The 20,738-nt window shown below is 74.3% G+C and carries 17 protein-coding genes and 1 rRNA gene (1 of these 18 only partly in view); 9 read left to right on the plus strand and 9 right to left on the minus strand.

The genetic code is table 11. From position 1 onward, the window contains the following. Both GA0070610_RS16780 and tyrS read right to left on the minus strand, forming a co-directional pair. Nucleotides 1-221, minus strand: a 16S ribosomal RNA gene (locus GA0070610_RS16780); it reaches 1,293 nt to the left of the window's first position. 649 nt (nucleotides 222-870) lie between these two features. Further along, nucleotides 871-2,157, minus strand: a complete 1,287-nt coding sequence (gene tyrS, locus GA0070610_RS16785) for a tyrosine--tRNA ligase (RefSeq protein WP_089003557.1) — start codon at nucleotides 2,155-2,157, stop codon at nucleotides 871-873. An 83-nt stretch (nucleotides 2,158-2,240) separates the two neighbouring features. On the opposite strand from tyrS, the gene GA0070610_RS16790 reads away from it, so the two are divergent. Further along, nucleotides 2,241-2,648: a PaaI family thioesterase gene (locus GA0070610_RS16790; protein WP_172896682.1), complete on the plus strand. Its 408-nt coding sequence runs from the start codon at nucleotides 2,241-2,243 to the stop codon at nucleotides 2,646-2,648. Nucleotides 2,649-2,652: 4 nt separating this feature from the next. On the opposite strand, the gene GA0070610_RS16795 is transcribed toward GA0070610_RS16790, so the two are convergent. The 3 genes from GA0070610_RS16795 to GA0070610_RS16805 form a co-directional block, all read right to left on the minus strand. Beyond that, complete coding sequence (locus GA0070610_RS16795; RefSeq protein WP_089000913.1) at nucleotides 2,653-3,975, minus strand: hemolysin family protein; 1,323 nt, start codon at nucleotides 3,973-3,975, stop codon at nucleotides 2,653-2,655. Between the two features lie 132 nt (nucleotides 3,976-4,107). Then, nucleotides 4,108-4,752: a hypothetical protein gene (locus tag GA0070610_RS16800; RefSeq protein ID WP_089000914.1), complete on the minus strand. Its 645-nt coding sequence runs from the start codon at nucleotides 4,750-4,752 to the stop codon at nucleotides 4,108-4,110. 49 nt (nucleotides 4,753-4,801) lie between these two features. After that, complete coding sequence (locus GA0070610_RS16805) at nucleotides 4,802-5,284, minus strand: GNAT family N-acetyltransferase (protein WP_089000915.1); 483 nt, start codon at nucleotides 5,282-5,284, stop codon at nucleotides 4,802-4,804. Between the two features lie 143 nt (nucleotides 5,285-5,427). Between GA0070610_RS16805 and ppdK the strand changes: the two genes are divergently transcribed. The 5 genes from ppdK to pflA all read left to right on the plus strand — a co-directional run bounded on the left by ppdK (nucleotide 5,428) and on the right by pflA (nucleotide 12,758). After that, nucleotides 5,428-8,085: a pyruvate, phosphate dikinase gene (ppdK, locus tag GA0070610_RS16810; RefSeq protein WP_089000916.1), complete on the plus strand. Its 2,658-nt coding sequence runs from the start codon at nucleotides 5,428-5,430 to the stop codon at nucleotides 8,083-8,085. 12 nt (nucleotides 8,086-8,097) lie between these two features. Continuing rightward, a complete protein-coding gene (locus GA0070610_RS16815) occupies nucleotides 8,098-8,562 on the plus strand; it encodes a hypothetical protein (RefSeq protein WP_089000917.1) in 465 nt (154 codons plus the stop codon). 127 nt (nucleotides 8,563-8,689) lie between these two features. Continuing rightward, nucleotides 8,690-9,700 carry an alcohol dehydrogenase catalytic domain-containing protein gene (locus GA0070610_RS16820; protein ID WP_089000918.1) on the plus strand — a complete coding sequence of 337 codons (1,011 nt, stop codon included), beginning with the start codon at nucleotides 8,690-8,692 and terminating at the stop codon, nucleotides 9,698-9,700. A 68-nt stretch (nucleotides 9,701-9,768) separates the two neighbouring features. Beyond that, nucleotides 9,769-12,012: a formate C-acetyltransferase gene (gene pflB, locus GA0070610_RS16825; protein WP_089000919.1), complete on the plus strand. Its 2,244-nt coding sequence runs from the start codon at nucleotides 9,769-9,771 to the stop codon at nucleotides 12,010-12,012. Then, a complete protein-coding gene (gene pflA / locus GA0070610_RS16830; protein ID WP_197697749.1) occupies nucleotides 12,009-12,758 on the plus strand; it encodes a pyruvate formate-lyase-activating protein in 750 nt (249 codons plus the stop codon). The genes pflB and pflA overlap by 4 nt, the downstream gene beginning before the upstream one ends. A 67-nt stretch (nucleotides 12,759-12,825) precedes the next feature. Here pflA and GA0070610_RS16835 read toward each other — a convergent pair whose 3' ends face one another. Next, nucleotides 12,826-13,302 carry a cyclic nucleotide-binding domain-containing protein gene (locus tag GA0070610_RS16835; protein ID WP_089000920.1) on the minus strand — a complete coding sequence of 159 codons (477 nt, stop codon included), beginning with the start codon at nucleotides 13,300-13,302 and terminating at the stop codon, nucleotides 12,826-12,828. Nucleotides 13,303-13,513: 211 nt separating this feature from the next. Between GA0070610_RS16835 and GA0070610_RS16840 the strand changes: the two genes are divergently transcribed. The 3 genes from GA0070610_RS16840 (at nucleotide 13,514) to GA0070610_RS16850 (ending at nucleotide 18,169) form a co-directional block, all read left to right on the plus strand. After that, the gene (locus GA0070610_RS16840; RefSeq protein ID WP_089000921.1) at nucleotides 13,514-16,225 is read left to right on the plus strand and encodes a cation-translocating P-type ATPase; all 2,712 of its coding nucleotides are present in this window, start codon (nucleotides 13,514-13,516) and stop codon (nucleotides 16,223-16,225) included. Nucleotides 16,226-16,275: 50 nt separating this feature from the next. Further along, nucleotides 16,276-17,172, plus strand: a complete 897-nt coding sequence (locus tag GA0070610_RS16845) for a universal stress protein (protein ID WP_089000922.1) — start codon at nucleotides 16,276-16,278, stop codon at nucleotides 17,170-17,172. 127 nt (nucleotides 17,173-17,299) lie between these two features. After that, complete coding sequence (locus tag GA0070610_RS16850) at nucleotides 17,300-18,169, plus strand: universal stress protein (protein WP_089000923.1); 870 nt, start codon at nucleotides 17,300-17,302, stop codon at nucleotides 18,167-18,169. Nucleotides 18,170-18,217: 48 nt separating this feature from the next. Here GA0070610_RS16850 and GA0070610_RS16855 read toward each other — a convergent pair whose 3' ends face one another. From GA0070610_RS16855 to GA0070610_RS16865, 3 genes are all read right to left on the minus strand, one after another. Then, nucleotides 18,218-18,841, minus strand: coding sequence for an FMN reductase (locus tag GA0070610_RS16855; protein WP_089000924.1), 624 nt, complete (start codon nucleotides 18,839-18,841; stop codon nucleotides 18,218-18,220). Continuing rightward, nucleotides 18,838-19,932, minus strand: coding sequence for an LLM class flavin-dependent oxidoreductase (locus GA0070610_RS16860; protein ID WP_089000925.1), 1,095 nt, complete (start codon nucleotides 19,930-19,932; stop codon nucleotides 18,838-18,840). Before GA0070610_RS16860 ends, GA0070610_RS16855 begins: the two co-directional genes overlap by 4 nt. 156 nt (nucleotides 19,933-20,088) lie before the next feature. Beyond that, nucleotides 20,089-20,718, minus strand: coding sequence for a DNA-3-methyladenine glycosylase (locus GA0070610_RS16865; RefSeq protein WP_392567328.1), 630 nt, complete (start codon nucleotides 20,716-20,718; stop codon nucleotides 20,089-20,091). Nucleotides 20,719-20,738: the final 20 nt, after the last annotated feature.

The following is a 20,738-nucleotide window of genomic DNA, read 5'->3' on the forward strand; positions in this document are numbered from 1 at the left end:
CCATCCCAGGCCGAAAAACTTTCCACCACCAACCATGCGGTCAGAGGTCCTATTGGTATTAGCCCCGGTTTCCCGGGGTTATCCCAAAGCCTAGGGCAGGTTGCTCACGTGTTACTCACCCGTTCGCCGCTCGAGTACCCCGAAGGGCCTTTCCGCTCGACTTGCATGTGTTAAGCACGCCGCCAGCGTTCGTCCTGAGCCAGGATCAAACTCTCCAACAAAAACTTGTTGAAAAACTGTCCCGACAACAAAAAGTGTTGCCAAAGGAATCCAAGACCAACAAACCACCGAAACAGTCTGCCAGCCAAGGGGTATAAATCAATTTGGCACTGGCTTATCAAGCACCCTGTTGAGTTCTCAAAGAACAACCACACACCGCCCGGAAACCCCACATTGTGGAGCCCCCGACCCGGGGCATTTCGTTCACGTCCCCGCCGCTTCCCGCGCCGGGCACTTTTACTACGTTACCCGGTGATTTCCGCCGTGTCAAACCGCTTCGCAGCGATCCGCACCACTTCAATCCCATTTCCGGGCACCACCCGACAACGGCTCGCGCCGTTGGCGACAGTGGATTCCGACAGGCCGGCCGCCACGGTCTCCCGCGAACTCGCCCGGTTCCCTACCGGCGGTGAACCATACCCGGTCGGTTCCGCCTCGCCAAATCCGCCTCCCGGCGGATCCGGGGCACCGCCCGGTCCGGACGCCGACGAGTCATCACACCGCCGGTCCCGAAGCTCGTTGCCGCGCCCGGCCTCCGGTGTGTTTGCCCCGGTTCGTCCGTTCCGCGCTGGCAGAGAGAAAGTTACGCCCCCGGCGGATCGATCGTCAAATCCGCCGGGGGCGTCCCGCGTCACACGTTCCTTCGTACGGTCAGCCGCGCAGCTCGACCCCGGCGAACGACCGCTTGCCGCGGCGCAGCACCAGGTACCGGCCGTGCAGCAGGTCCCCGGGGCCCACGATGGCGTCGGTCTCGGTGACCCGGGTGTTGTTCACGTAGGCGCCGCCCTCGGCGATCACCCGCCGTGCCTCCTTGAGGCTCGGCACCAGCCCGGCGTCGCGCAGCAGCCCGGCGACGTCGGGCAGCTCGTCGACGTGGACCAGGCCGGCCTCGGTCAGCGCGGCCCGCAGCGTCGCCGGCGCCAGCTCGTCCAGCGAGCCCCGACCGAAGAGCGCCTGGCTCGCGGCCACCACCTGCGCCATCTCGCGCTCGCCGTGCACGAGGGTGGTCAGCTCCTCGGCGAGCGCCCGCTGCGCCGCCCGGGCCGCGGGCCGCTCGGCGGTCTCCTTCTCCAACGCCTCCAACTCCTCGCGGGAACGGAAGCTGAAGTAGCGCAGGTAGCGGCTCACGTCCCGGTCGTCGATGTTGACCCAGAACTGGTAGAAGGCGTACGGGCTGGTCATCTCGGGGTCGAGCCAGATGGCGCCGCCCTCGGTCTTGCCGAACTTCGTACCGTCGGACTTCGTCACCAGCGGCGTGGTGAACGCCTGCACCGGGCCGGCGCCACGCCGGCGGATGTAGTCGACGCCGGCGGTGATGTTGCCCCACTGGTCCGAGCCGCCGAACTGGAGCTGGCAGCCGTGCCGGCGGTGCAGCTCGAAGAAGTCGTTGGCCTGGAGCAGCTGGTAGCTGAACTCGGTGAAGCTGATGCCGCTCTCCAGCCGCGCCCGGACCACCTCCCGGGCCAGCATCTTGTTGACCGGGAAGTGCTTGCCGACGTCGCGGAGGAACTCGACCACCGACATCTCGCCGGTCCAGTCCAGGTTGTTGACCAGCTGGGCCGCGTTCCCCCCCTCGTACGAGACGAAGGGGGCGAGCTGGTCGCGGATCCGGGCCACCCAGCCGGCGACCACCTCCGGTGGGTTGAGGGTGCGCTCGGCGCTCTCCTTCGGGTCACCGATCTGACCGGTGGCGCCGCCGACGAGCAGCAGCGGGCGGTGCCCGGCGAGCTGGAGCCGACGCGCCGTGGCGACCTGCACGAGGTGGCCGACGTGCAGGCTCGGCGCCGTCGGGTCGAAGCCCACGTAATAGACGGCGGCATCTCCGTCGAGCAGCGTACGCAGCTCGTCGAGGTCGGTGGAGTCCTGGATCAGGCCCCGCCACTGCAGGTCATCGGTCAGGGAGTCCCGCCTGGGCGGCGGGAGGCTGCTGTCGGTCACGGTCACCGATTCTCCCCCATGACCGGGGACGCGACGTAGCGGGTTTGCCGGGCGACCCGGCGGCGTAGGCTGGCGGCGCCGTGATCGAGGAGGGAAACGCCGTGGACATGCCGGATCTGACGGGTGGCTTCGTCGCCCTGCTCGGCCTCGAACTCGACGAGGTGGGCCGCGACCGGGTGGTGATCCGTTGGCAGGTCCGGCCCGAGCTGCACCAGCCGTTCGGGATCCAGCACGGCGGCGTCTACTGCTCGGTGGCCGAGACCGCCGCCAGCATCGGCGGGGCGCTGTGGCTGGGCGAGCGGGGACGCGTCGTGGGTGTGTCGAACCAGACCGACTTCCTGCGCGCGGTGCACGACGGCGAGCTGACCGCCGTGGGCACGCCCGTGCACCGGGGGCGCAGCCAGCAGCTCTGGCAGGTGGAGATCACCGATGCCGACGCCCGGCTCGTGGCCCGGGGACAGGTCCGGTTGCAGAACCTCTATCCGGCCTGACCGTTCAGCTGCGGGCCTCGTCCAGCACGGCCTCGGTGTCGTCGTCGGGCACCGGCTCGGCGCGCCGGCGCAGTCGTACCCCGGTGATGGCCCGGTGGTCGATGCGGGCGACCTCCAGCTCCCAGCTGTCGACGACGACGCTCTCCCCCGCCACGGTGGGGATGTGGCCGAGGCAGGCGAGCACGAGGCCGGCGATGGTGGTGTAGTCGCCGCCGGGACGGCCGGGCAGCTCGACGCCGACGTCGGCCAGGTCGTGCACGGGGAAGGTGCCGGGGAGCCACATCGTGCCGTCCGGCTCGGTGCGTACGGAACGCACGTCCCGGTCGGTCTCGTCGTAGATCTCCCCGACGATCTCCTCCAGGATGTCCTCCAGGGTGACGATCCCGTCGACCGCGCCCCGCTCGTCCACCACCAGGGCGATGTGCTGGCGTTCGGCCTTGAACTGCCGCAGCGCGTCCACCACCGGCAGGGAGTCCGGCAACAGCATCGGCGGGCGGGCGCACTCGTCGACCGGCCGGTCCTCGGGGACGCCGACCAGGTCACGCAGGTGGATCACGCCGACCGCGTCGTCGAGGCCGCCGTGGCGCACCACCGGCGCCCGGGAGTGGCCGGTGGCCGCCAGCAGCAGCCGCGCGGCCTCCGCCGTGGTCCCGCTGTCGAGCGTGAAGACCTGCAACCGGGGTACGAGCACCGCCCGCAGCTGCCGGTCGGCGATCTCCACGGCGCCGGCGATGATGGTGCGCTGCTCCTTGGTGAAGCCGTGGTTGCCGGAGACGATGTCCCGCAACTCGTCGGGGCCGATCTCGTCGGGCTCGTGCTTGGGATTGAGGCCGACCAGGCGTACGACCAGGTCGCTGGTGGCGCCGAGCGCCCAGACGGCCGGCCGGGTCACGGAGGCGAGCAGGTCCAGCGGACGGGCCACCAGCAGCGCCCACCGCTCGGCCGCCTGCATGGCGATCCGCTTCGGGGCCAGCTCGCCGAAGACCAGGGTGACGAAGGTCAACGCGAGGGTGACCACCACGATCGCGACGGTCTCGGCGGCGCCGCCGAGCGCGCTGAGCAGCGGCACCAGGGGCTTGGCCAGCGACACCGCCGCCGCGGCCGACGCCAGGAAGCCGGCGAGGGTGATGCCGATCTGGATGGTGGCCAGGAAGCGGTTCGGGTCCTTGGCGAGGCGGGCCAGCACCCGGCCGGCCCGGCTGGTGCGTTCCAACCGCTGGATCTGGCTGTCCCGCAGCGAGACCAGCGCCATCTCGCTGCCGGCGAACACCGCGTTGAGGACGACCAGGACACCGACCAGGGCCAGTTGGGTCCAGATGCTCTGCACTCCCGGCTCTCCTCACGCGGGACCGGTGCCCGCCGGCACGACGGGCACCGCCGGCCGAAAGGTCACGGCCGGCGTAGGCCAGTCTGTGCCCACCGGGCCGGCCGGCGAACCCTCCTGCGGCGCGCGATGTGATCAGGCGCGCCCGGCGACCGGCGGGGCGGGCAGGTCGAGGACGTACGAGCGGCCCTCGGGGCGGAAGCCGAGCCGGTGGTAGTACGGGGCGACCATGCCGGGCGGGGTGACGACCCGGCGGAACCCGCGATCGGTGAAGAGGCTGCTGCGCCGGTAGACGAACTCGCCCGGGGTGAAGTCCCGGAACCGCCGGGTGACGTAGTCGAGGTCGACCTGCGCCACGCCGTCCGCCGCGGCGTGCGACAGCACCACGCCGACCACCTCGTCGGCGCGCACCACCAGGAAAGCGGAGCGTTCGGCGGCGCTGCCGGGGGGCCAGCGGAAGCCGGGGTTGAACCGGGCGATGTCGGCGGCGTGCACCTTCAGGGTGTGGGCCAGGAACTGGTCGTCGACCCCGACCTCCACCACCTGGTAGGTGGCCTCGTCGTGGCGGGTGGCGAGCATGGTCCGCAGGTACCAGACGTTGATCACGGCGAGTACGACGTTCAGCCCCACCATGGGCCAGACCTGCACGGCGGCGTTGTAGCCGATCAGGATCAGGCAGCCGACCAGGTTCAGGGCACGCAGCCGGAGGATGCGCGTCTGCAGCAGCGACCAGACCAGCAGCGCCGAGCCGGTCCAGCCGATCAGTTCCAGCCAGTTCACGCCGCGAGAGTAGTGGGCGCCCCGAGCCGGCGGCCCGGCGGGCGGCGGGTCAGTCCGCGGGAAGCTCCAGCACCCACTCCTCCACCTCGGCGCCCCGGCCGTCGGCGTACCCCTTGTCCTCGCCGATGACGACGAAGCCGCACTTGCGCAGCACGGCGAGCGAGGCCCGGTTGTCCTTGGCGGCGCGGGCGTGCACGGGCCGCCGGGGCAGCTCGCGCAGCAGCGCGGTGAGCGCGGCGGTGGCGTAGCCCCGGCCCCAGCGGCCCGGGTCGATCCAGTAGCTGACCTCGGTGCGCTCGTCGACGGGGAAGGCGACCACGTGGCCCACGACCTCGCCGTCGACGACCGCCGTGCGGGCGACGATGCGCTCGTCGGCGCGCACGCGGCGCCAGTGCGCGTCGAAGCGCTCCCGGTCGGTCGGGTCCTTCGGCCCGAAGGCCGCCATCCAGTTGGCCTCGACGTCCTGCTCGTGGGCGAAGAAGGCGGGCAGGTCGTCGTCGCGGACGGGACGCAGGCGCAGGTCGGCGGTCACCGCCCGAGGATAGGGCCCGGGTACGACACGTCCGGGACCTCCGGCCCGGTCGGTGTCCCTTCCGGCCCTGTCGTGGGTGGCTGCCGCGTTGCTACCAACGAGGAGGGACGAGGTTCCCGGCGGAAGCGGAGGAGGCCGGCACCATGGCGAAGTACGTCTACGACTTCATCGAGGGCGACCGGAGCAGGGCAGACCTGCTCGGCGGCAAGGGCGCCAACCTGGCCGAGATGACCCGGCTGGGGCTGCCGGTGCCGCCCGGGTTCACGGTGACCACCGAGGCGTGCCGGGCGTACCTGGCCGACGACCGGCCGCCGGTGGGGCTCTTCGACGAGGTCAACGCACACCTGCGGGAGGTCGAGGCACGCCTTGATCGCCGGCTCGGGGACCCGCACGACCCGCTGCTGCTGGCGGTCCGCTCCGGTGGGCGGTACTCCATGCCGGGGATGATGGAGACGATCCTGGACATCGGGCTCAACGACACGACGGTGGCGGGGCTGGCCGCGCAGAGCGGAGACCCGCGCTTCGCGTGGGACTCCTACCGTCGGCTGATCCAGATGTTCGGCCGGACCGTGTACGGGGTGCCGGCCGAGGAGTTCGAGCGGGAGCTGGCGGCGGTGCGCGCCGCGGCGGGGCCGGCCGGACCCGACGCGGCACAGCTGCGCGCGCTGGTCGAGACGTACAAGAAGGTGTTCGCGGCGCAGGTGGGGCACGACTTCCCGCAGGCCCCGCACGAGCAGCTCTACCTGGCGATCCGCGCGGTGTTCGAGTCGTGGAACGCCGAGCGGGCGGTGCTCTACCGCCGGCAGGAGCACATCCCGGGCGACCTGGGCACAGCGGTCACCGTGATGGCGATGGTCTTCGGCAACCTGGGCCCGGACTCCGGCACCGGCGTGGCGTTCACCCGTGACCCGGCGACCGGGCAACCCGGCGTGTACGGCGACTACCTCGCCGACGCACAGGGCGAGGACGTGGTGGCCGGCGTCCGCAACACCGTCGCGCTGCCGGAGCTGGAGCGGATCGACCCGACCAGCTACCGCCGGCTGACGGAGATCATGGCGACGCTGGAGCGGCACTACCGGGACCTCTGCGACGTCGAGTTCACCGTCGAGCGTGGCCGGCTGTGGATGCTGCAGACGCGGGTCGGCAAGCGGACCCCGGCGGCGGCGTTCGTGATCGCCGCGCAGCTCGTCGACGAAGGGCTGATCACCCTGGACGAGGCGCTGCACCGGGTCACCGGTGCGCAGCTGGCCCAGCTGATGTTCCCCGCCTTCGACCTCGCCGCCGCGCCGGCACCGCTGGTCACCGGAGTGGGCGCCTCGCCGGGCGCGGCGGTGGGCACGGTGGTCTTCGACTCGGTGGCCGCCGCGGCGGCCACCGGGCCGGTGATCCTGGTTCGCCCGGAGACCAACCCGGACGACCTGCCCGGCATGATCGCCGCCCAGGGGGTGCTCACCTCCCGTGGCGGGAAGACCTCGCACGCGGCCGTGGTCGCCCGCGGCATGGGCCGGACCTGCGTCTGCGGGGCCGACGCGCTGCGGATCGACGCGGAGCGCGGCGAGTTCACCGTCGGCGACCGGGTGGTACGCACCGGCGACCTGATCTCCATCGACGGCACCACCGGCCGGGTCTACCCCGGGCGGGTGCCGATGCAGCCCTCCCCCGTCGCCCGCTACCTAGCCGGCGAGGTGACGCCGGAGGGCGACCGCCTCGTCGCCGCCGTGGACCGGCTGCTCTCGCACGCCGACGCGGTGCGCCGGCTGGGCGTACGCGCCAACGCGGACACCCCGGAGGACGCACGGCGGGCGCGCGGGCTGGGGGCCGCCGGGATCGGGCTCTGCCGCACCGAGCACATGTTCCTCGGCACGCGCCGGGAGCTGGTGGAGCGGCTCATCCTGGCCGAGGACCCGGCCGAGCGGGACGCCGCCCTGGACGCGCTGCTGCCGTTGCAGCGGGCGGACTTCGTGGGAATCCTCGCCGCGATGGACGGGCTACCGGTCACCATCCGGCTGCTCGACCCGCCGCTGCACGAGTTCCTGCCCCCGCTGCACGAGCTGACGGCCCGGGTGGCCCGCGCCGAGGCCTTGGGCGAGAACCCGGGCCACGACGCCACGCTGCTGGCCGCGGTGCGCCGGATGCACGAGACCAACCCGATGCTCGGCCTGCGCGGAGTGCGGCTCGGCCTGGTGGTGCCCGGCCTGTTCGCCATGCAGGTACGGGCCGTGGCCGAGGCGACGGCGCAGCGGGCGCGCGACGGCGGCGACCCCCGCCCGGAGATCATGGTGCCGCTGGTCGGCGACGTCCGGGAGTTGGCCGCGGTGCGCGCCGAGGCGGAGGCGGTGCTGGCCGGGGTGCCGGGTATCCCGCCGATCCCGGTCGGCACCATGATCGAGACACCGCGCGCCGCGCTGACCGCCGGCGAGATCGCCGCCGAGGCGCACTTCTTCTCCTTCGGCACCAACGACCTGACGCAGACCACCTGGGCCTTCTCCCGCGACGACGTGGAGGGCTCGTTCTTCGGCACCTACCTGGAGCGTGGGGTGTTCGGCGTCTCCCCGTTCGAGACCGTCGACGCCAAGGGGGTCGGCCGGTTGGTGCGGCTGGCCGTGGCCGAGGGGCGGGTCACCCGCCCGGAGCTGACCGTCGGCGTCTGCGGGGAACACGGAGGTGACCCCGACTCGATCGGCTTCTTCGCCGACGCCGGTCTGGACTACGTCTCCTGCTCGCCGTACCGGGTGCCGATCGCCCGGCTGGCGGCCGGGCAGGCCACCACCGGGGGCGGCGCCGTCCCCGATTCCCGCTAGGAGGTGCCCGCGATGACCGCCATCCTCAACCCCACCGGCCCCCCGTTCGCGCCGTCGGTGCGTCCGGCCGACCTACCTGCCCGCAGCGCCACGCCCGCGCCCGGGCGGCCACCGGCGCCCCCCGTGCCGATGGGACCGGTGTTGGAGCTGCCGGGCACGCCCACGGCCGCGCTGGTGCCGGTGACTCACCGGGGCCGCCCGGTCGGCGCGTTCGTCCTGCACGACGGCCGGGTCCGCTACCGTCCCGTGTTCGACCCGGACCGCCTGCTCGGCGCGACCGTCGGGGTGCTCGCCGTCGGTCTGGCCGCCGCCGCGGTGGCGGCGCGGGGCCGGCGCCGGCCGCCGGCGATCGGCGCGCTCACCATGGGACCGGGCGGATGGGTCAGCCTCAGGGGCCTGCCCGCCCCGACGCCACGCGCCCCCCGTCCGTGGTGGGCCCGCGTCCTGCGCGCCCGCCGGCTGGTGATCGAACACTGAGCCCGGCGGGCGACCTGTCGACAGGGGTCGGAGGTCCCGGGCCGGGACGGTCCTGAGCCTCTGCCCGGCCCCGGCCCCGGTCGGCACGATGGTGGGTGGAAGCGAGACAAGAGCTGGGAGGCCCCCGATGCGAGCCACGGTCGTCACCGCGTTCGATCGTCCGCTGGAGATCTTCGACGTGCCGGTGCCGGAGCCCGGCCCCGGCCAGGTACTGGTCCGGATCGAGGCCAGCGGGCTGTGCCACACCGACATCCACGCCGCCCGCGGCGACTGGCCGGTCAAGCCGAACCCGCCCTTCGTCCCCGGCCACGAGGGGGTCGGCATCGTCGAGCGGGTCGGCCCCGACGTCACCGAGCACGCCGTCGGCGACCGGGTCGCGCTGCCCTGGCTCGGCTGGGCCTGCGGCACCTGCGAGTACTGCGTCAGCGGCTGGGAGACGCTGTGCGAGTCGCAGCGCAACACCGGCTACGCGATCGACGGCGCGCACGCCGAGTACGCCCTCGCGTCGGCCCGCTACGCCGTCCGCGTGCCGGCCGGCGTCGACCCGGTGGAGGCGGCCCCGCTGACCTGCGCGGGCGTGACCACGTACAAGGCGGTCCGGGTGGCCGGGGTGCGGCCCGGCGAGCGGGTGGCGATCTTCGGCATCGGCGGGCTCGGGCACCTCGCGCAGCAGTACGCCCAGCTGCACGGCGCCGAGACCGTGGCCGTGGACGTCACCGGGGAGAAGCTGGACCTGGCCACCTCCCTCGGCGCGACGCACACGGTCGACGCGTCCCGGGTCGACCCGGTCGAGGCGATCACCGCCCTCGGCGGCGTCGACGTGGCGGTCGTGCTGGCCGCCAGCCCGACCGTGATCGCGCAGGCGCACGCCTGCCTGCGTCGCGGCGGCCGGCTGGTGCTGGTCTCGCTGCCGAAGGACAACACGATGAGCCTGCCGGTCTTCGAGACCGTCCTCAAGGGGATCACCGTGATCGGCTCGATCGTCGGCACCCGCGCCGACCTGGCGGAGGTGTTCCGCCTGCACTCGGCCGGCCGTACCCGGGTCGTCCACGAGGTGCGCAAGCTCGACGAGATCAACGAGGCGATGGAGGACGTGCTCGCCGGGCGGGTCGCCGCCCGGCTGGTGCTCCAGCCCTGACCCGCCCGCCCGGCCGCCGTGGTCACGGCGGCCGGGCCCCACCCACCGGCGCTCGGAAGGGACCGATCATGGCCGCGAACCAGCACCTGGACCCGTGGCGGGGCTTCGCCGCCGGCACCTGGCGGGAGTCCGTCGACGTGGCGGACTTCATCCGGCGCCACCACGAGCCGTACACCGGGGACGGATCGTTCCTCGTCGGACCGACCGACCGGACCCTGGCGGTCTGGGGGGCGTTGCAGGAGCTCTTCGTCGCCGAGCGCCGCCGGGGAGTGCTCGACGTGGACGCCGCCACCCCGTCGACGATCACGTCGCACGGTCCCGGGTACATCGACCGGGAGAGGGAACTGATCGTCGGCCTCCAGACCGACGCGCCGCTGCGGCGGGCGATCATGCCCGCCGGCGGGCTCCGGATGGTGGAGGCCGCCCTCGAGGCGTACGGCTTCACGCCGGACCCCGTCGTGCACCGGATCTTCACCACGTACCGCAAGACCCACAACGACGCGGTCTTCGACGCGTACCCGGCCGACGTGCTGGCGGCCCGCCGCTCGCACGTCATCACCGGGCTGCCGGACGCGTACGGTCGCGGGCGGATCATCGGCGACTACCGGCGGGTGGCCCTGTACGGGGTGGACCGGCTCGTCGCCGAGCGCCGGGCGCTGAAGGCGGCGCTGGACGCGCGGCCGTCGACCGACGACGTGATCCGGGAGCGGGAGGAGCTGGCCGAGCAGGCCCGGGCCCTCGGCGAGCTGAAGGAGATGGCCGCCGGCTACGGCTTCGACGTCTCCGTGCCCGCCGCCACCGCCCGGCAGGCCGTGCAGTGGTTGTACTTCGCGTACCTGGCGGCCACGAAGGAGCAGAACGGGGCCGCGATGTCGCTGGGGCGCACCGCGACCTTCCTCGACGTCTACCTGCGGCGGGACCTGGCCGAGGGCCGGCTGACGGAGACGACCGCCCAGGAGCTGGTCGACGACTTCGTGATCAAGCTGCGGATCATCCGGTTCCTGCGCACCCCCGAGTACGACCAGCTCTTCTCCGGCGACCCGACGTGGGTGACCGAGTCGCTGGGCGGGATGGGCGCCGACGGCCGGCCGCTGGTGACCCGGACCAGCTTCCGCTACCTGCAGACCCTGTACAACCTGGGCCCGGCGCCGGAGCCGAACCTGACCGTGCTCTGGTCGCCGCGGCTGCCGAAGGGGTTCAAGCGGTTCTGCGCGCAGGTGTCGCTGGACACCAGCGCCATCCAGTACGAGAACGACGACCTGATCCGCCCGGCGTACGACGACGACACCGCGATCGCCTGCTGCGTGTCGGCGATGCGGGTGGGCCGCGACATGCAGTTCTTCGGCGCGCGTGCCAACCTCGCCAAGGCGCTGCTCTACGCGATCAACGGCGGCCGCGACGAGCTGACCGGCGAGCAGGTGGCGCCGGCCGCGCCGCCGGTCGGCGGGGAGGTCCTCGACCACGCCGAGGTGCTGGCCGCGTACGACCGGACGCTGGACTGGCTGGCCGAGACGTACGTGGACGCGCTGAACGTCATCCACCACATGCACGACCGGTACGCGTACGAGCGGCTGGAGATGGCCCTGCACGACCACCCGGTGCGCCGGTTCATGGCCACCGGCATCGCCGGCCTGTCGGTCGCGGTGGACAGCCTCGCGGCGATCCGGTACGGCCGGGTGAAGGTGCTGCGCGACGCCACCGGCCTGGCCGTCGACTACGTCGTCGAGGGCGATCCCCCCACCTTCGGCAACAACGACGACCGGGCCGACGAGATCGCCGTGTGGCTCGTGGAGACGTTCACGGAGAAGCTGCGCCGGCAGCGCACCTACCGTGACGCCGAGCTGACGCTGTCGGTGCTGACCATCACCTCCAACGTGGTGTACGGCCGGCACACCGGTGGCACCCCCGACGGGCGGCGTGCCGGCGAGCCGTTCGCCCCCGGCGCGAACCCGATGAACGGGCGGGACACGCACGGCCTCGTCGCGGCGGCGCTGTCGGTGGCGAAGCTGCCGTACGACGCCGCCCGCGACGGCATCTCGCTGACCGGCACGGTCACCCCGGACGGGCTGGGCCACACCCGCGAGGAGCGGATCACCAACCTGGCGGGGGTGCTCGACGGGTACGCCGACGCGGGCGGGTTCCACCTCAACGTCAACGTGCTCGACCGGGCGACGCTGCTCGACGCGATGGCCCACCCCGAGCGGTATCCGCAGCTGACCGTCCGGGTGTCCGGCTACGCGGTCAACTTCGTCCGGCTCACCCCCGAGCAGCAGCGCGACGTGGTGTCCCGCACGTTCCACGGCGCGCTGTGAGCACCGCCGAGCGGGAGCTGACCGGGGCCGTGCACTCCTTCGACCTGTCGATCGGGGTGGACGGCCCCGGCACCCGGTTCGTGGCGTTCCTCGCCGGGTGCCCGCTGCGCTGCCGCTACTGCCACAGCCCGGACACCTGGTACCGGCGCAGCGGCCAGCGCCGGAGCGTCGACGAACTGGTCGCCGAGATCGAGCGGTACCGGCGGTTCATCACGGTCGCCGGCGGCGGGGTGACGCTCAGCGGCGGGGAACCGTTGCAGCAGCCCCGGTTCACCGGGGAGGTGCTGCGCCGCTGCCACGAGCTGGGCCTGCACACCGCCCTGGACACGTCCGGCTTCCTGGGCGAGCGCGCCGACGACGCCCTGCTCGACGCCACCGACCTGGTGCTGCTGGACGTCAAGTCGTGGGACCCGGCGACGTACCGGGCCGTGACCGGCACGGGCGAGGTCGCGCCGACGCTACGGTTCGGCCGCCGGCTGGCGGACCGGGGCACCCCCATCTGGATCCGCTTCGTGCTGGTGCCGGGGCTCACCGACGCCGTGCCCAACGTCGCCGGGGTGGCGGACTTCGCGGCCTCGCTCGCCACCGTCGAGCGGGTGGAGGTGCTGCCGTTCCACCGCCTCGGCGCGCACAAGTACGCGGAGCTGGGGCTGCGGTTCCCCCTCGCCGACACCGAGCCGCCCACGCCGGAACTGCTGGAGCGGGTCCGTGGGCAGTTCGCGGCGCGCGGCCTGACCGTCTGCTGAGGCGGGGCGCGCGGCCCCACGGTGTGCCCCGCCGGGGCGACGGGAGCGCCGGCGCGGGCCCGGCGGGTCAGCCGGCGGGCGGGGCGTCCACCGGGTAGCCGTACAGGTCGAGCAGCCGGCCCCGGGCCGCGTGCAGCCGGTCGACCACCACGCTCATGAAGCGGGTGGTGAGCTGTCGGCCGAGCGCGTCGTCGGACTCCATCAGGCGGCGCACCCCCTCGGCGGTGAACTCCACCGCCGTGCTGCGCTGGGCGGCCACCGCCCCGAACTGCCAGCGGTACGGCGGGAACAGCCACGACCAGCCCAGCACCCCGCCCGGGCCGATGGTCTCGATCTCCACGTCGCCCCGGCCGGGCACCGCGAAGTCGAGCGCCACCCGACCGTCGCGGACCAGCCAGAAGCGCTCGGCGGGCCGGTCGACCCGGAACAGCCGGTAGCCGGGGTGCCAGACCACCGGCCGGGCGTGGCCGGCGAGCCGGGGCAGCCACGGCTCGGGCAGCCCGGCGAGGAACGGGTGCTCGCGCAGCACGTCCAGGGTGGTCATGCGGTGCCCCTTTCGTCGGGCGGGGCCGGCGGTCACCGGTGCCCGCGACGGGTCGTTCCGGCTCCCCATTGGACCGCGCGGCGGGTGCGGGCGGCAGGGCCGTTGGTCCCGGGTCGCGCGGGCGCAACTCCCCTGGCGGGTGCCGCACGAGAGGGGCGAGGGTGGAATCGGCAGGGTGCGCCGCGACGGCGCCACGGCAGGGTGGAGGACGATGTGGGACAGTCCGGACGGCGGCGAACCACGGGGCGTACCGGTGCCCGCTGACACCTCGACCAGGCCGGCGGCCGGGCTCAGCGCGGCGGAGGCCGCCGCGCGGCTGCGCGCGGACGGGCCGAACGCTGCGGTCGCGCCGCCCCGCCGGCACCTGGGCGGCCGGGTCCTGCACCAGCTCACCGATCCGCTGGTGGCGTTGCTGCTGGCCGCCGCCGTGGTCACCGCCGTGCTGCGCGACTACCCGGACACCGCGGTGATCGTGCTGGTGGTGCTGGTGAACACCGCCATCGGGGTGGTGCAGGAGGTCCGCGCGGACCGGGCGATCGCCGCGTTGGACCAGCTCGCCGCGCCTACGGCCCGGGTCGTACGGGACGGCCGCGACATGGTCCTGCCCGCCGCCGACCTCGTCCGTGGCGACCTGGTGCGCGTCGAGGCGGGCGACGTGGTCCCCGCCGACCTGCTGCTCGACGAGGCGGCGCGGCTGAGCGTCGACGAGTCGGCGCTGACCGGCGAGTCGGTGCCGGTGGCGCGCAGCGCGGGCGAGGAGGCCAGCGCGGGGACGGTGGTCACCACCGGGCGGGCCACCGGCACGGTGGTACGCACGGGCGCCGCCAGCGCGCTCGGCCGGATCACCGCCCTGGTGGCGTCCACCCGGCCCGCCGCCACCCCGTTGCAGCGCCGCCTCGCGGGGCTCGGCCGGATGCTCGGCTTCGCCGCGGTGGTGCTCTCGGGACTGGTCTTCGTCATCGGCGTCGTCGGCGGGCGGCCGGTGGTCGACATGGCGGTCACCGCGGTGAGCCTGGTGGTGGCGGCCGTGCCGGAGTCGCTGCCGGCGGTCGTCACCCTCGCCCTGGCCCTCGGCGCGCGCCGGATGGCCGGGGCGCGGGCGATCCCCCGCCGGCTGCACGCGGTCGAGACGCTCGGTTCCGTCACCGTCATCGCCTCGGACAAGACCGGCACGCTGACCGAGGGCCGGATGGCGGTGCAGCACGCCGTCACCGGCGACGGTTCCCGCTACGGCGTCACCGGCAGCGGCTACGCGCCGCATGGCGGGGTGCACCAGCGGGGCGCGCCGGTGGCCGTACCGGACGACCTGCGCCGCCTGGCGCGGGCCGGGCTGCTCTGCAACGACGCGACCCTGGCGCCGCCCACCGACGAGCGGCCGGAGTGGACGGCCGTCGGGGACCCGCTGGAGGCGGCGTTGGTCGCCTTCGCCGCCCGGTGCGGGCTCGACCCGGAGCGCACCCGGTCGGCGTGGCCGCGCGTCGCCGAGCATCCCTTCGACCAGGAGCTGCGCCGGATGACCACCGTGCACCGCTCCTGCGACCAGCGGTACCTGGTGGTGTGCAAGGGCGCCCCGGAGAACGTACTGGCCGCGCCGCTGGTCGACGCCTCCGCCGAGGAGATCGCCGAGCTGACCGCCGCCGCGCACCGGCTGGCCGCCGAGGGGCTGCGGGTGCTGGCGGTCGCGTCCACCGTGGTGGACGCGCCGCCGGCCGACCCCGCCCGGCCGGTCGGGCTGCGGCCCGTGGGGCTGGTCGCCGTCGGCGACCCGTTGCGAACGGGCGCGGCCGACATCGCGGGCAGCTTCGACGACGCCGGGGTCCGGCTGGTGCTGATCACCGGCGACCACCCCGCCACCGCCGCGGCGATCGGCGGCCAGCTCGGGCTCTGGCGCGAGGGCGACCCGGTCGTACGCGGGGACGACGGCGACCCGGCGCGGGCGCACCCACAGGTACGGGTGTTCGCGCGGACCCAGCCGGAACAGAAGCTCGACATCATCGCCGGCCTCCAGTCGCGGGGGCACGTGGTGGCGATGACCGGCGACGGGGTGAACGACGCTCCGGCGCTGCGCCGGGCCGACATCGGGGTGGCGATGGGCGGCGGCACGGAGGTCGCCCGGCAGGCCGCCGACCTGGTGCTCGTCGACGACGACCTGTCCACCGTCGCCGCCGCGATCGGCGAGGGCCGCCGCATCTACGACAACATCCGCCGGTTCCTGCGCTACGCGCTCTCCGGCGGGGTCGCCGAGATCGCGGTGATGCTGCTCGGTCCGCTGTTCGGGCTGGCCGTGCCGCTGCTGCCGGCGCAGATCCTCTGGGTGAACCTGCTCACCCACGGCGTGCCGGGGGTGGCGCTGGGCGCGGAGCCGGCGGAGCCGGGCACGCTGCGTCGGGCACCGCGCTCCCCGTCCGAGTCGGTGCTCGGTGCCGGCCTGGGCCGCGACGTGCTGGTCACCGGCGCGCTGATCGCCGCCGTGGTGCTCGGCGCCGGGGTGCTCGCCGCGCACTGGGACCGGCCCTGGCAGTCGGTGGTCTTCGTGGTGCTCGGCCTGGCCCAGCTCGGGGTGGCGCTCGCGGTACGGGCGCCGCGACCACGCGGCGCCCGGCACGGCAACTGGGCGCTGCCGGTCGCGGTGGCGGTCTCCGCGCTGCTCCAGGTCGCCGGGGTGCTGCTGCCTCCGCTGCGGGAGCTGCTCGGCACCGAGCCGCTCGGCGCGTCGGAGCTGCTGGCCTGCGCCGCCGTCAGTGTGCTGCCCGGGCTGGTGCTGCGGCTGGCCCGCCGGCCGGCCGGCGGCACCCCGACGGGCGTGGGGACGGACGCCGCCGGGACGGACGCCGCCGGGACGGGCGCGGGGACGGAGGCCGCCGATGCCCGCTGGCCTGCGATTCGGGACCAAGGTCCCACCGGTCGGGACGCCCGACCCTGACCGGTAGCGTTCGGAGGGAGCAGGCTGGAGTCGGACAGAAGGAGGAGTCGATGACCATCAAGACCGGTGCCCCCGTCGTGGTGGGTGTGGACGGTTCGGCCGCCGCACTGGACGCGGTCCGGGTGGCGGCGCGGGAGGCGGCCGACCGGCAGCGTCCGCTGCGGGTCGTACACGCCTTCATCTGGCCCCTGACGCGCGCCCCGCTCGGCGCCGCGGAGGGCGCGCCGGCCGGCGCCGGCCTGCGCAACCAGGCCGAGCGGTTCGTCGCCGAGGCCATCGCCGAGGCCAACAAGACCGCCCCGGACGTGCCGGTGACCGGCGTGGTGGTCGACGGCGCGGCGACTCCCGTCCTGCTCGCCGAGTCCCGGGACGCCGCCCTGCTGGTGCTGGGCCACCGGGGCCTGGGCGGTTTCGCCGGGCTGCTGCTCGGCTCCGTCACCGTGCAGGTCGCCGCCCACGCGGAGGTCCCCGTCCTGGTGGTGCGCGGCGAGCAGCGCGCCGACGGCCCGGTCGTGGTGGGCGTCGACGGCTCCGAGTGCTCCCTCGAGGCCGTCGCGTTCGCCTTCGAGGAGGCGAGCCGCCGGGGCGCCCCGCTGGTCGCGGTGCAGGCCTGGCTCTACCCGACGCCGGTCGGCCCGGGCGACATCCTGCCCCTGGTCTACGACCTGGACGCCCTCGCCGCGGACGAGGAGCGCGCCCTCGCGGAGGCTCTCGCCGGCTTCGCCGAGCGCTACCCCGACGTGCCGGCGCAGCACCGGCTGGTCCGCGGCTCCCCCGGCGGCGTACTGGTCGAGGAGTCGAAGAAGGCCCAGCTGGTGGTCGTGGGCGCGCGCGGGCGGGGCGCGCTGGGCGGGCTGCTGCTCGGCTCGGTCAGCCACGCGGTCCTGCACCACGCGCACTGCCCGCTGGTGATCGTGCGGCACCCCAAGCAGGTCGACGCGTCCTGACCCGGCCACCGCACCACGACGCCGTCGCGTCGGCCGCTCCCCCGGCCGGCGCGACGGCGTCGGCGCAAATGCCGGCGCCCCGGCGGTGCCGCGTCGACAATGACCTGATCGACCTCTGGGAGGGCTCATGAACCGACCCGTGGTGGCGGGTGTGGACGGATCCCCGGCGAGCCTGCTGGCGGCGGAGCACGCCGCGCGGGCCGCCGTGCTGCGGTCGCGCCCCCTGCACCTGGTGCACGGCTACCTGCACCCGCTCGGCTACGGCGTGCCGATCAACCCGTACGACGTGGGGTTGCCGGCGCCGACCGAGGAGGCGCAGAAGATGTTGGAACACACGGCCGTCGACCTCGAGGGGCGTTGTCCGGGGCTGACCGTCGAGGTGCGCCAGGTGGCGGGCGGGCCGGGGGCGACCTTGGTCGAGGAGTCCCGACGGGCCGAGCTGGTGGTGGTGGGCAGCCGGGGGCTGGGCGGCTTCGCCGGGCTGCTGCTCGGCTCGGTCGGCACGCAGGTGGCCGCACACGCGCACTGCCCGGTGCTGGTGGTGCGCCCCGCCGAGGAGCCGATCCCCGTCGCCGGGCCGGTGCTGGTCGGGGTGGACGGGTCGGAGTCCGCCGAGCTGGCGGTGGGGTACGCGGCCGACGAGGCGACCCGCCGCGGTGACGGGCTGGTGCTGGTGCACGTCCAGCCGCCCGACGGGGACGGCCCGGCGGACGGGGGGCCCCGGACGCCGGACGCGGAGTCCGCCGAGCTGCTGGCCACCGCCGAGGCGGCCGTGCGGGGCAGCCACCCGGGGCTGGCCGTCGAGGCGCGGGTGCTCCGGGCGCCGAAGGCCGAGCAGGCGCTCGTCGAGGCCAGCGCGGACGCGGCGCTGGTGGTGGTCGGCTCACGGGGCCGGGGCGGCTTCGCCGGGCTGCTGCTCGGGTCGGTCAGCCAGGCCCTCGTGCAGCACGCGCGCTGCCCGGTGCTGGTGGCCCGCCCGTACGCTCACGCCCGCTGACGTGCCCCGGCCCGCCGGCCCCGGGTGGGGTCGGCGGGCCGGCGGCCCTCAGCGGTCCCGGCCGCCGAGCAGCTCGTCGAAGCTGGTGGTGAGCGCGAACGGGTCGGCGGGACCGGCGGACGCCGGCCGCCGGTGGACCTGCTCGGCCAGCTCGTTGCCGGCGCGGACGATCCGCGCCCGCAGCGCGCCGTCGGCGACCCCGACGGACCAGTCCTCCGGGGCGGCGAAGACGGCGGTGGGCACCACGATCGAGCGCAGGTGGGCGAACATCGGCCGGACGGCGTGCTCCAGCGCCAGCGAGTGCCGGGCCGTTCCGCCGGTGGCCCCGGCCAGCACCGGCCGGTCCGCCAGCGCGCCGGGCCCGACCAGGTCGAAGAACGACTTGAACAGCCCGTTGTACGAGGCGTGGAAGATCGGCGTGACGGCGATCAGCCCGTCCGCGCCGGTGACCGTGTCGAGCACCTGGCGCAGTGCGGGCGACGGGAAGCCGGTCAGCAGGTGGTTGACGACGTCGTGGGCGTGCTCGCGCAGCTCCACGGGGCGTACGTCGACGTCGTCGCCGCGCCGGGCCAGCTCGTCGCGGGTGGCTGCGGCGAGCTGGTCGGCGAGCAGCCGGGTCGACGAGGGCTGCCCCAGCCCGGCCGACACCACGGCGAGGGTACGGCTGCTCATCGGCCGGCCTCCGCCCCGGCCCGCTCGGCGTCCCGCAGCGCCGCGTGGGTGGGCGCGGCGGGCACGTGCGCCGGGCGCAGCGACTCGAACTCCTTGCGCAGCACGGGCACGACCTCCTCGCCGAGCAGGTCGAGCTGCTCCAGCACGGTCTTCAGCGGCAGGCCGGCGTGGTCCATGAGGAACAGTTGGCGCTGGTAGTCGCCGACGTAGTCGCGGAAGCCCAGCGTGCGGTCGATGACCTGCTGCGGGCTGCCCACGGTCAGCGGCGTCTGGGCGGTGAACTCCTCCAGCGAAGGGCCGTGGCCGTAGACGGGCGCGTTGTCGAAGTACGGCCGGAACTCCCGCACCGCGTCCTGCGAGTTGCGCCGCATGAACACCTGCCCGCCGAGGCCCACGATGGCCTGGTCGGCGGAGCCGTGGCCGTAGTGGGCGTAGCGCTGCCGGTAGAGCTCGACCATCCGCTGCGTGTGCTCCGGGGGCCAGAAGATGTGGTTGGCGAAGAAGCCGTCGCCGTAGTAGGCGGCCTGCTCGGCGATCTCCGGGCTGCGGATCGAGCCGTGCCAGACGAACGGTGGCACGCCGTCGAGCGGACGCGGCGTCGACGTGAACGACTGCAACGGGGTGCGGAAGCGGCCCTTCCAGTCGACGACGTCCTCACGCCAGAGCCGGTGCAGCAGGTCGTAGTTCTCGATGGCGAGGGGGATGCCGTTGCGGATGTCCTGGCCGAACCACGGGTAGACGGGCCCGGTGTTGCCGCGCCCCATCATCAGGTCCACCCGGCCGTCCGAGAGGTGCTGGAGCATCGCGTAGTCCTCGGCGATCTTCACCGGGTCGTTGGTGGTGATCAGCGTGGTGGAGGTGGAGAGCAGCAGGCGCTCGGTGCGGGCGGCGATGAAGCCCAGCATGGTGGTGGGTGACGACGGCACGAACGGCGGGTTGTGGTGCTCACCGGTGGCGAAGACGTCGAGGCCGACCTCCTCGGCCTTGAGCGCGATGGCGACCATCGCCTTGATCCGCTCATGCTCGGTCGGCTCGCGACCGGTGGTCGGGTCGACCGTGACGTCGCCGACGGTGAAGACTCCGAACTGCATGACCAGCTCCTCGTGTCGTCCCTGGCCGGGGCCCGTACGGCTCCCGGACGCACGGCACAACATATTTGACGAGTCAACTATTCCGCCGGCGGAGGCGCCGCCGGTGGCCGCCGTCACGCCGCCCGCGCCGATCGCGCGGCAGGCGCCCCGGGCAGGTCAGCGGCTGCGCGGCACGTGCCGGCGGTAGGCGCTCACGGTGGCATCGCCGGCGATCCAGAACCGCCACGGCACGTCGTGCGCGCCGGTCACGCCCACCCGGGGCCCGGCCGCGACCGCCTCCGCGGGCACCGGGGCGTCGGCCGGGCGCAGCCGGACGGGGCCGTCGCCGAGCAGCCAGCGGCCGTAGGCGCCCTTGTCGATACCCAGCGCCGCACAGAGCCGGGCGGGCCCGCGCGCCAGGTCGACGTCCCGGCGTACGGCGGGGCGCCGGGCGCGGGCCGCCTCGACGCCGTCGACCACCTCGCCGGCGCGCAGCAGCACCGCCGAGGCCTCCCCGTCCGGCCCGGTGACGACGTTCATGCACCAGTGCATGCCGTAGGTGAAGTAGACGTAGGCGTGCCCCGCCGGCCCGAACATGACGGCGTTGCGCGGGGTGCGGCCCCGGTGCGCGTGCGACGCCGGGTCGCCGGCCGTCCCGGCGTACGCCTCGACCTCGGTGACGCGGACGGTGACGCCGCCGGCGGTGAGTCGGCAGCCCAGCAGGCCGCGCGCCGCCGGCACCACGTCCCCGGCGAGCAGGTCGGCCAGCCCCGCGAGGTCGGCGGGGCGACGGTCGGAGTACGCCACCACGGCAACGACCCTATCCC

The sequence above is a fragment of the Micromonospora echinofusca genome (assembly GCF_900091445.1).
Classification (GTDB): Bacteria; Actinomycetota; Actinomycetes; order Mycobacteriales; family Micromonosporaceae; genus Micromonospora; species Micromonospora echinofusca.

Bases quoted from the DNA above. Each gene is read 5' to 3' on its own strand.
- ppdK (WP_089000916.1), top strand. From the start codon at position 5,428: ATGGCGAAGTACGTCTACGACTTCATCGAGGGCGACCGGAGCAGGGCA.
- GA0070610_RS16815 (WP_089000917.1), top strand. From the start codon at position 8,098: ATGACCGCCATCCTCAACCCCACCGGCCCCCCGTTCGCGCCGTCGGTG.
- GA0070610_RS16820 (WP_089000918.1), top strand. From the start codon at position 8,690: ATGCGAGCCACGGTCGTCACCGCGTTCGATCGTCCGCTGGAGATCTTC.
- pflB (WP_089000919.1), top strand. From the start codon at position 9,769: ATGGCCGCGAACCAGCACCTGGACCCGTGGCGGGGCTTCGCCGCCGGC.
- GA0070610_RS16835 (WP_089000920.1), bottom strand. From the start codon at position 13,302: ATGACCACCCTGGACGTGCTGCGCGAGCACCCGTTCCTCGCCGGGCTG.
- GA0070610_RS16840 (WP_089000921.1), top strand. From the start codon at position 13,514: ATGTGGGACAGTCCGGACGGCGGCGAACCACGGGGCGTACCGGTGCCC.
- GA0070610_RS16845 (WP_089000922.1), top strand. From the start codon at position 16,276: ATGACCATCAAGACCGGTGCCCCCGTCGTGGTGGGTGTGGACGGTTCG.
- GA0070610_RS16850 (WP_089000923.1), top strand. From the start codon at position 17,300: ATGAACCGACCCGTGGTGGCGGGTGTGGACGGATCCCCGGCGAGCCTG.
- GA0070610_RS16855 (WP_089000924.1), bottom strand. From the start codon at position 18,841: ATGAGCAGCCGTACCCTCGCCGTGGTGTCGGCCGGGCTGGGGCAGCCC.
- GA0070610_RS16860 (WP_089000925.1), bottom strand. From the start codon at position 19,932: ATGCAGTTCGGAGTCTTCACCGTCGGCGACGTCACGGTCGACCCGACC.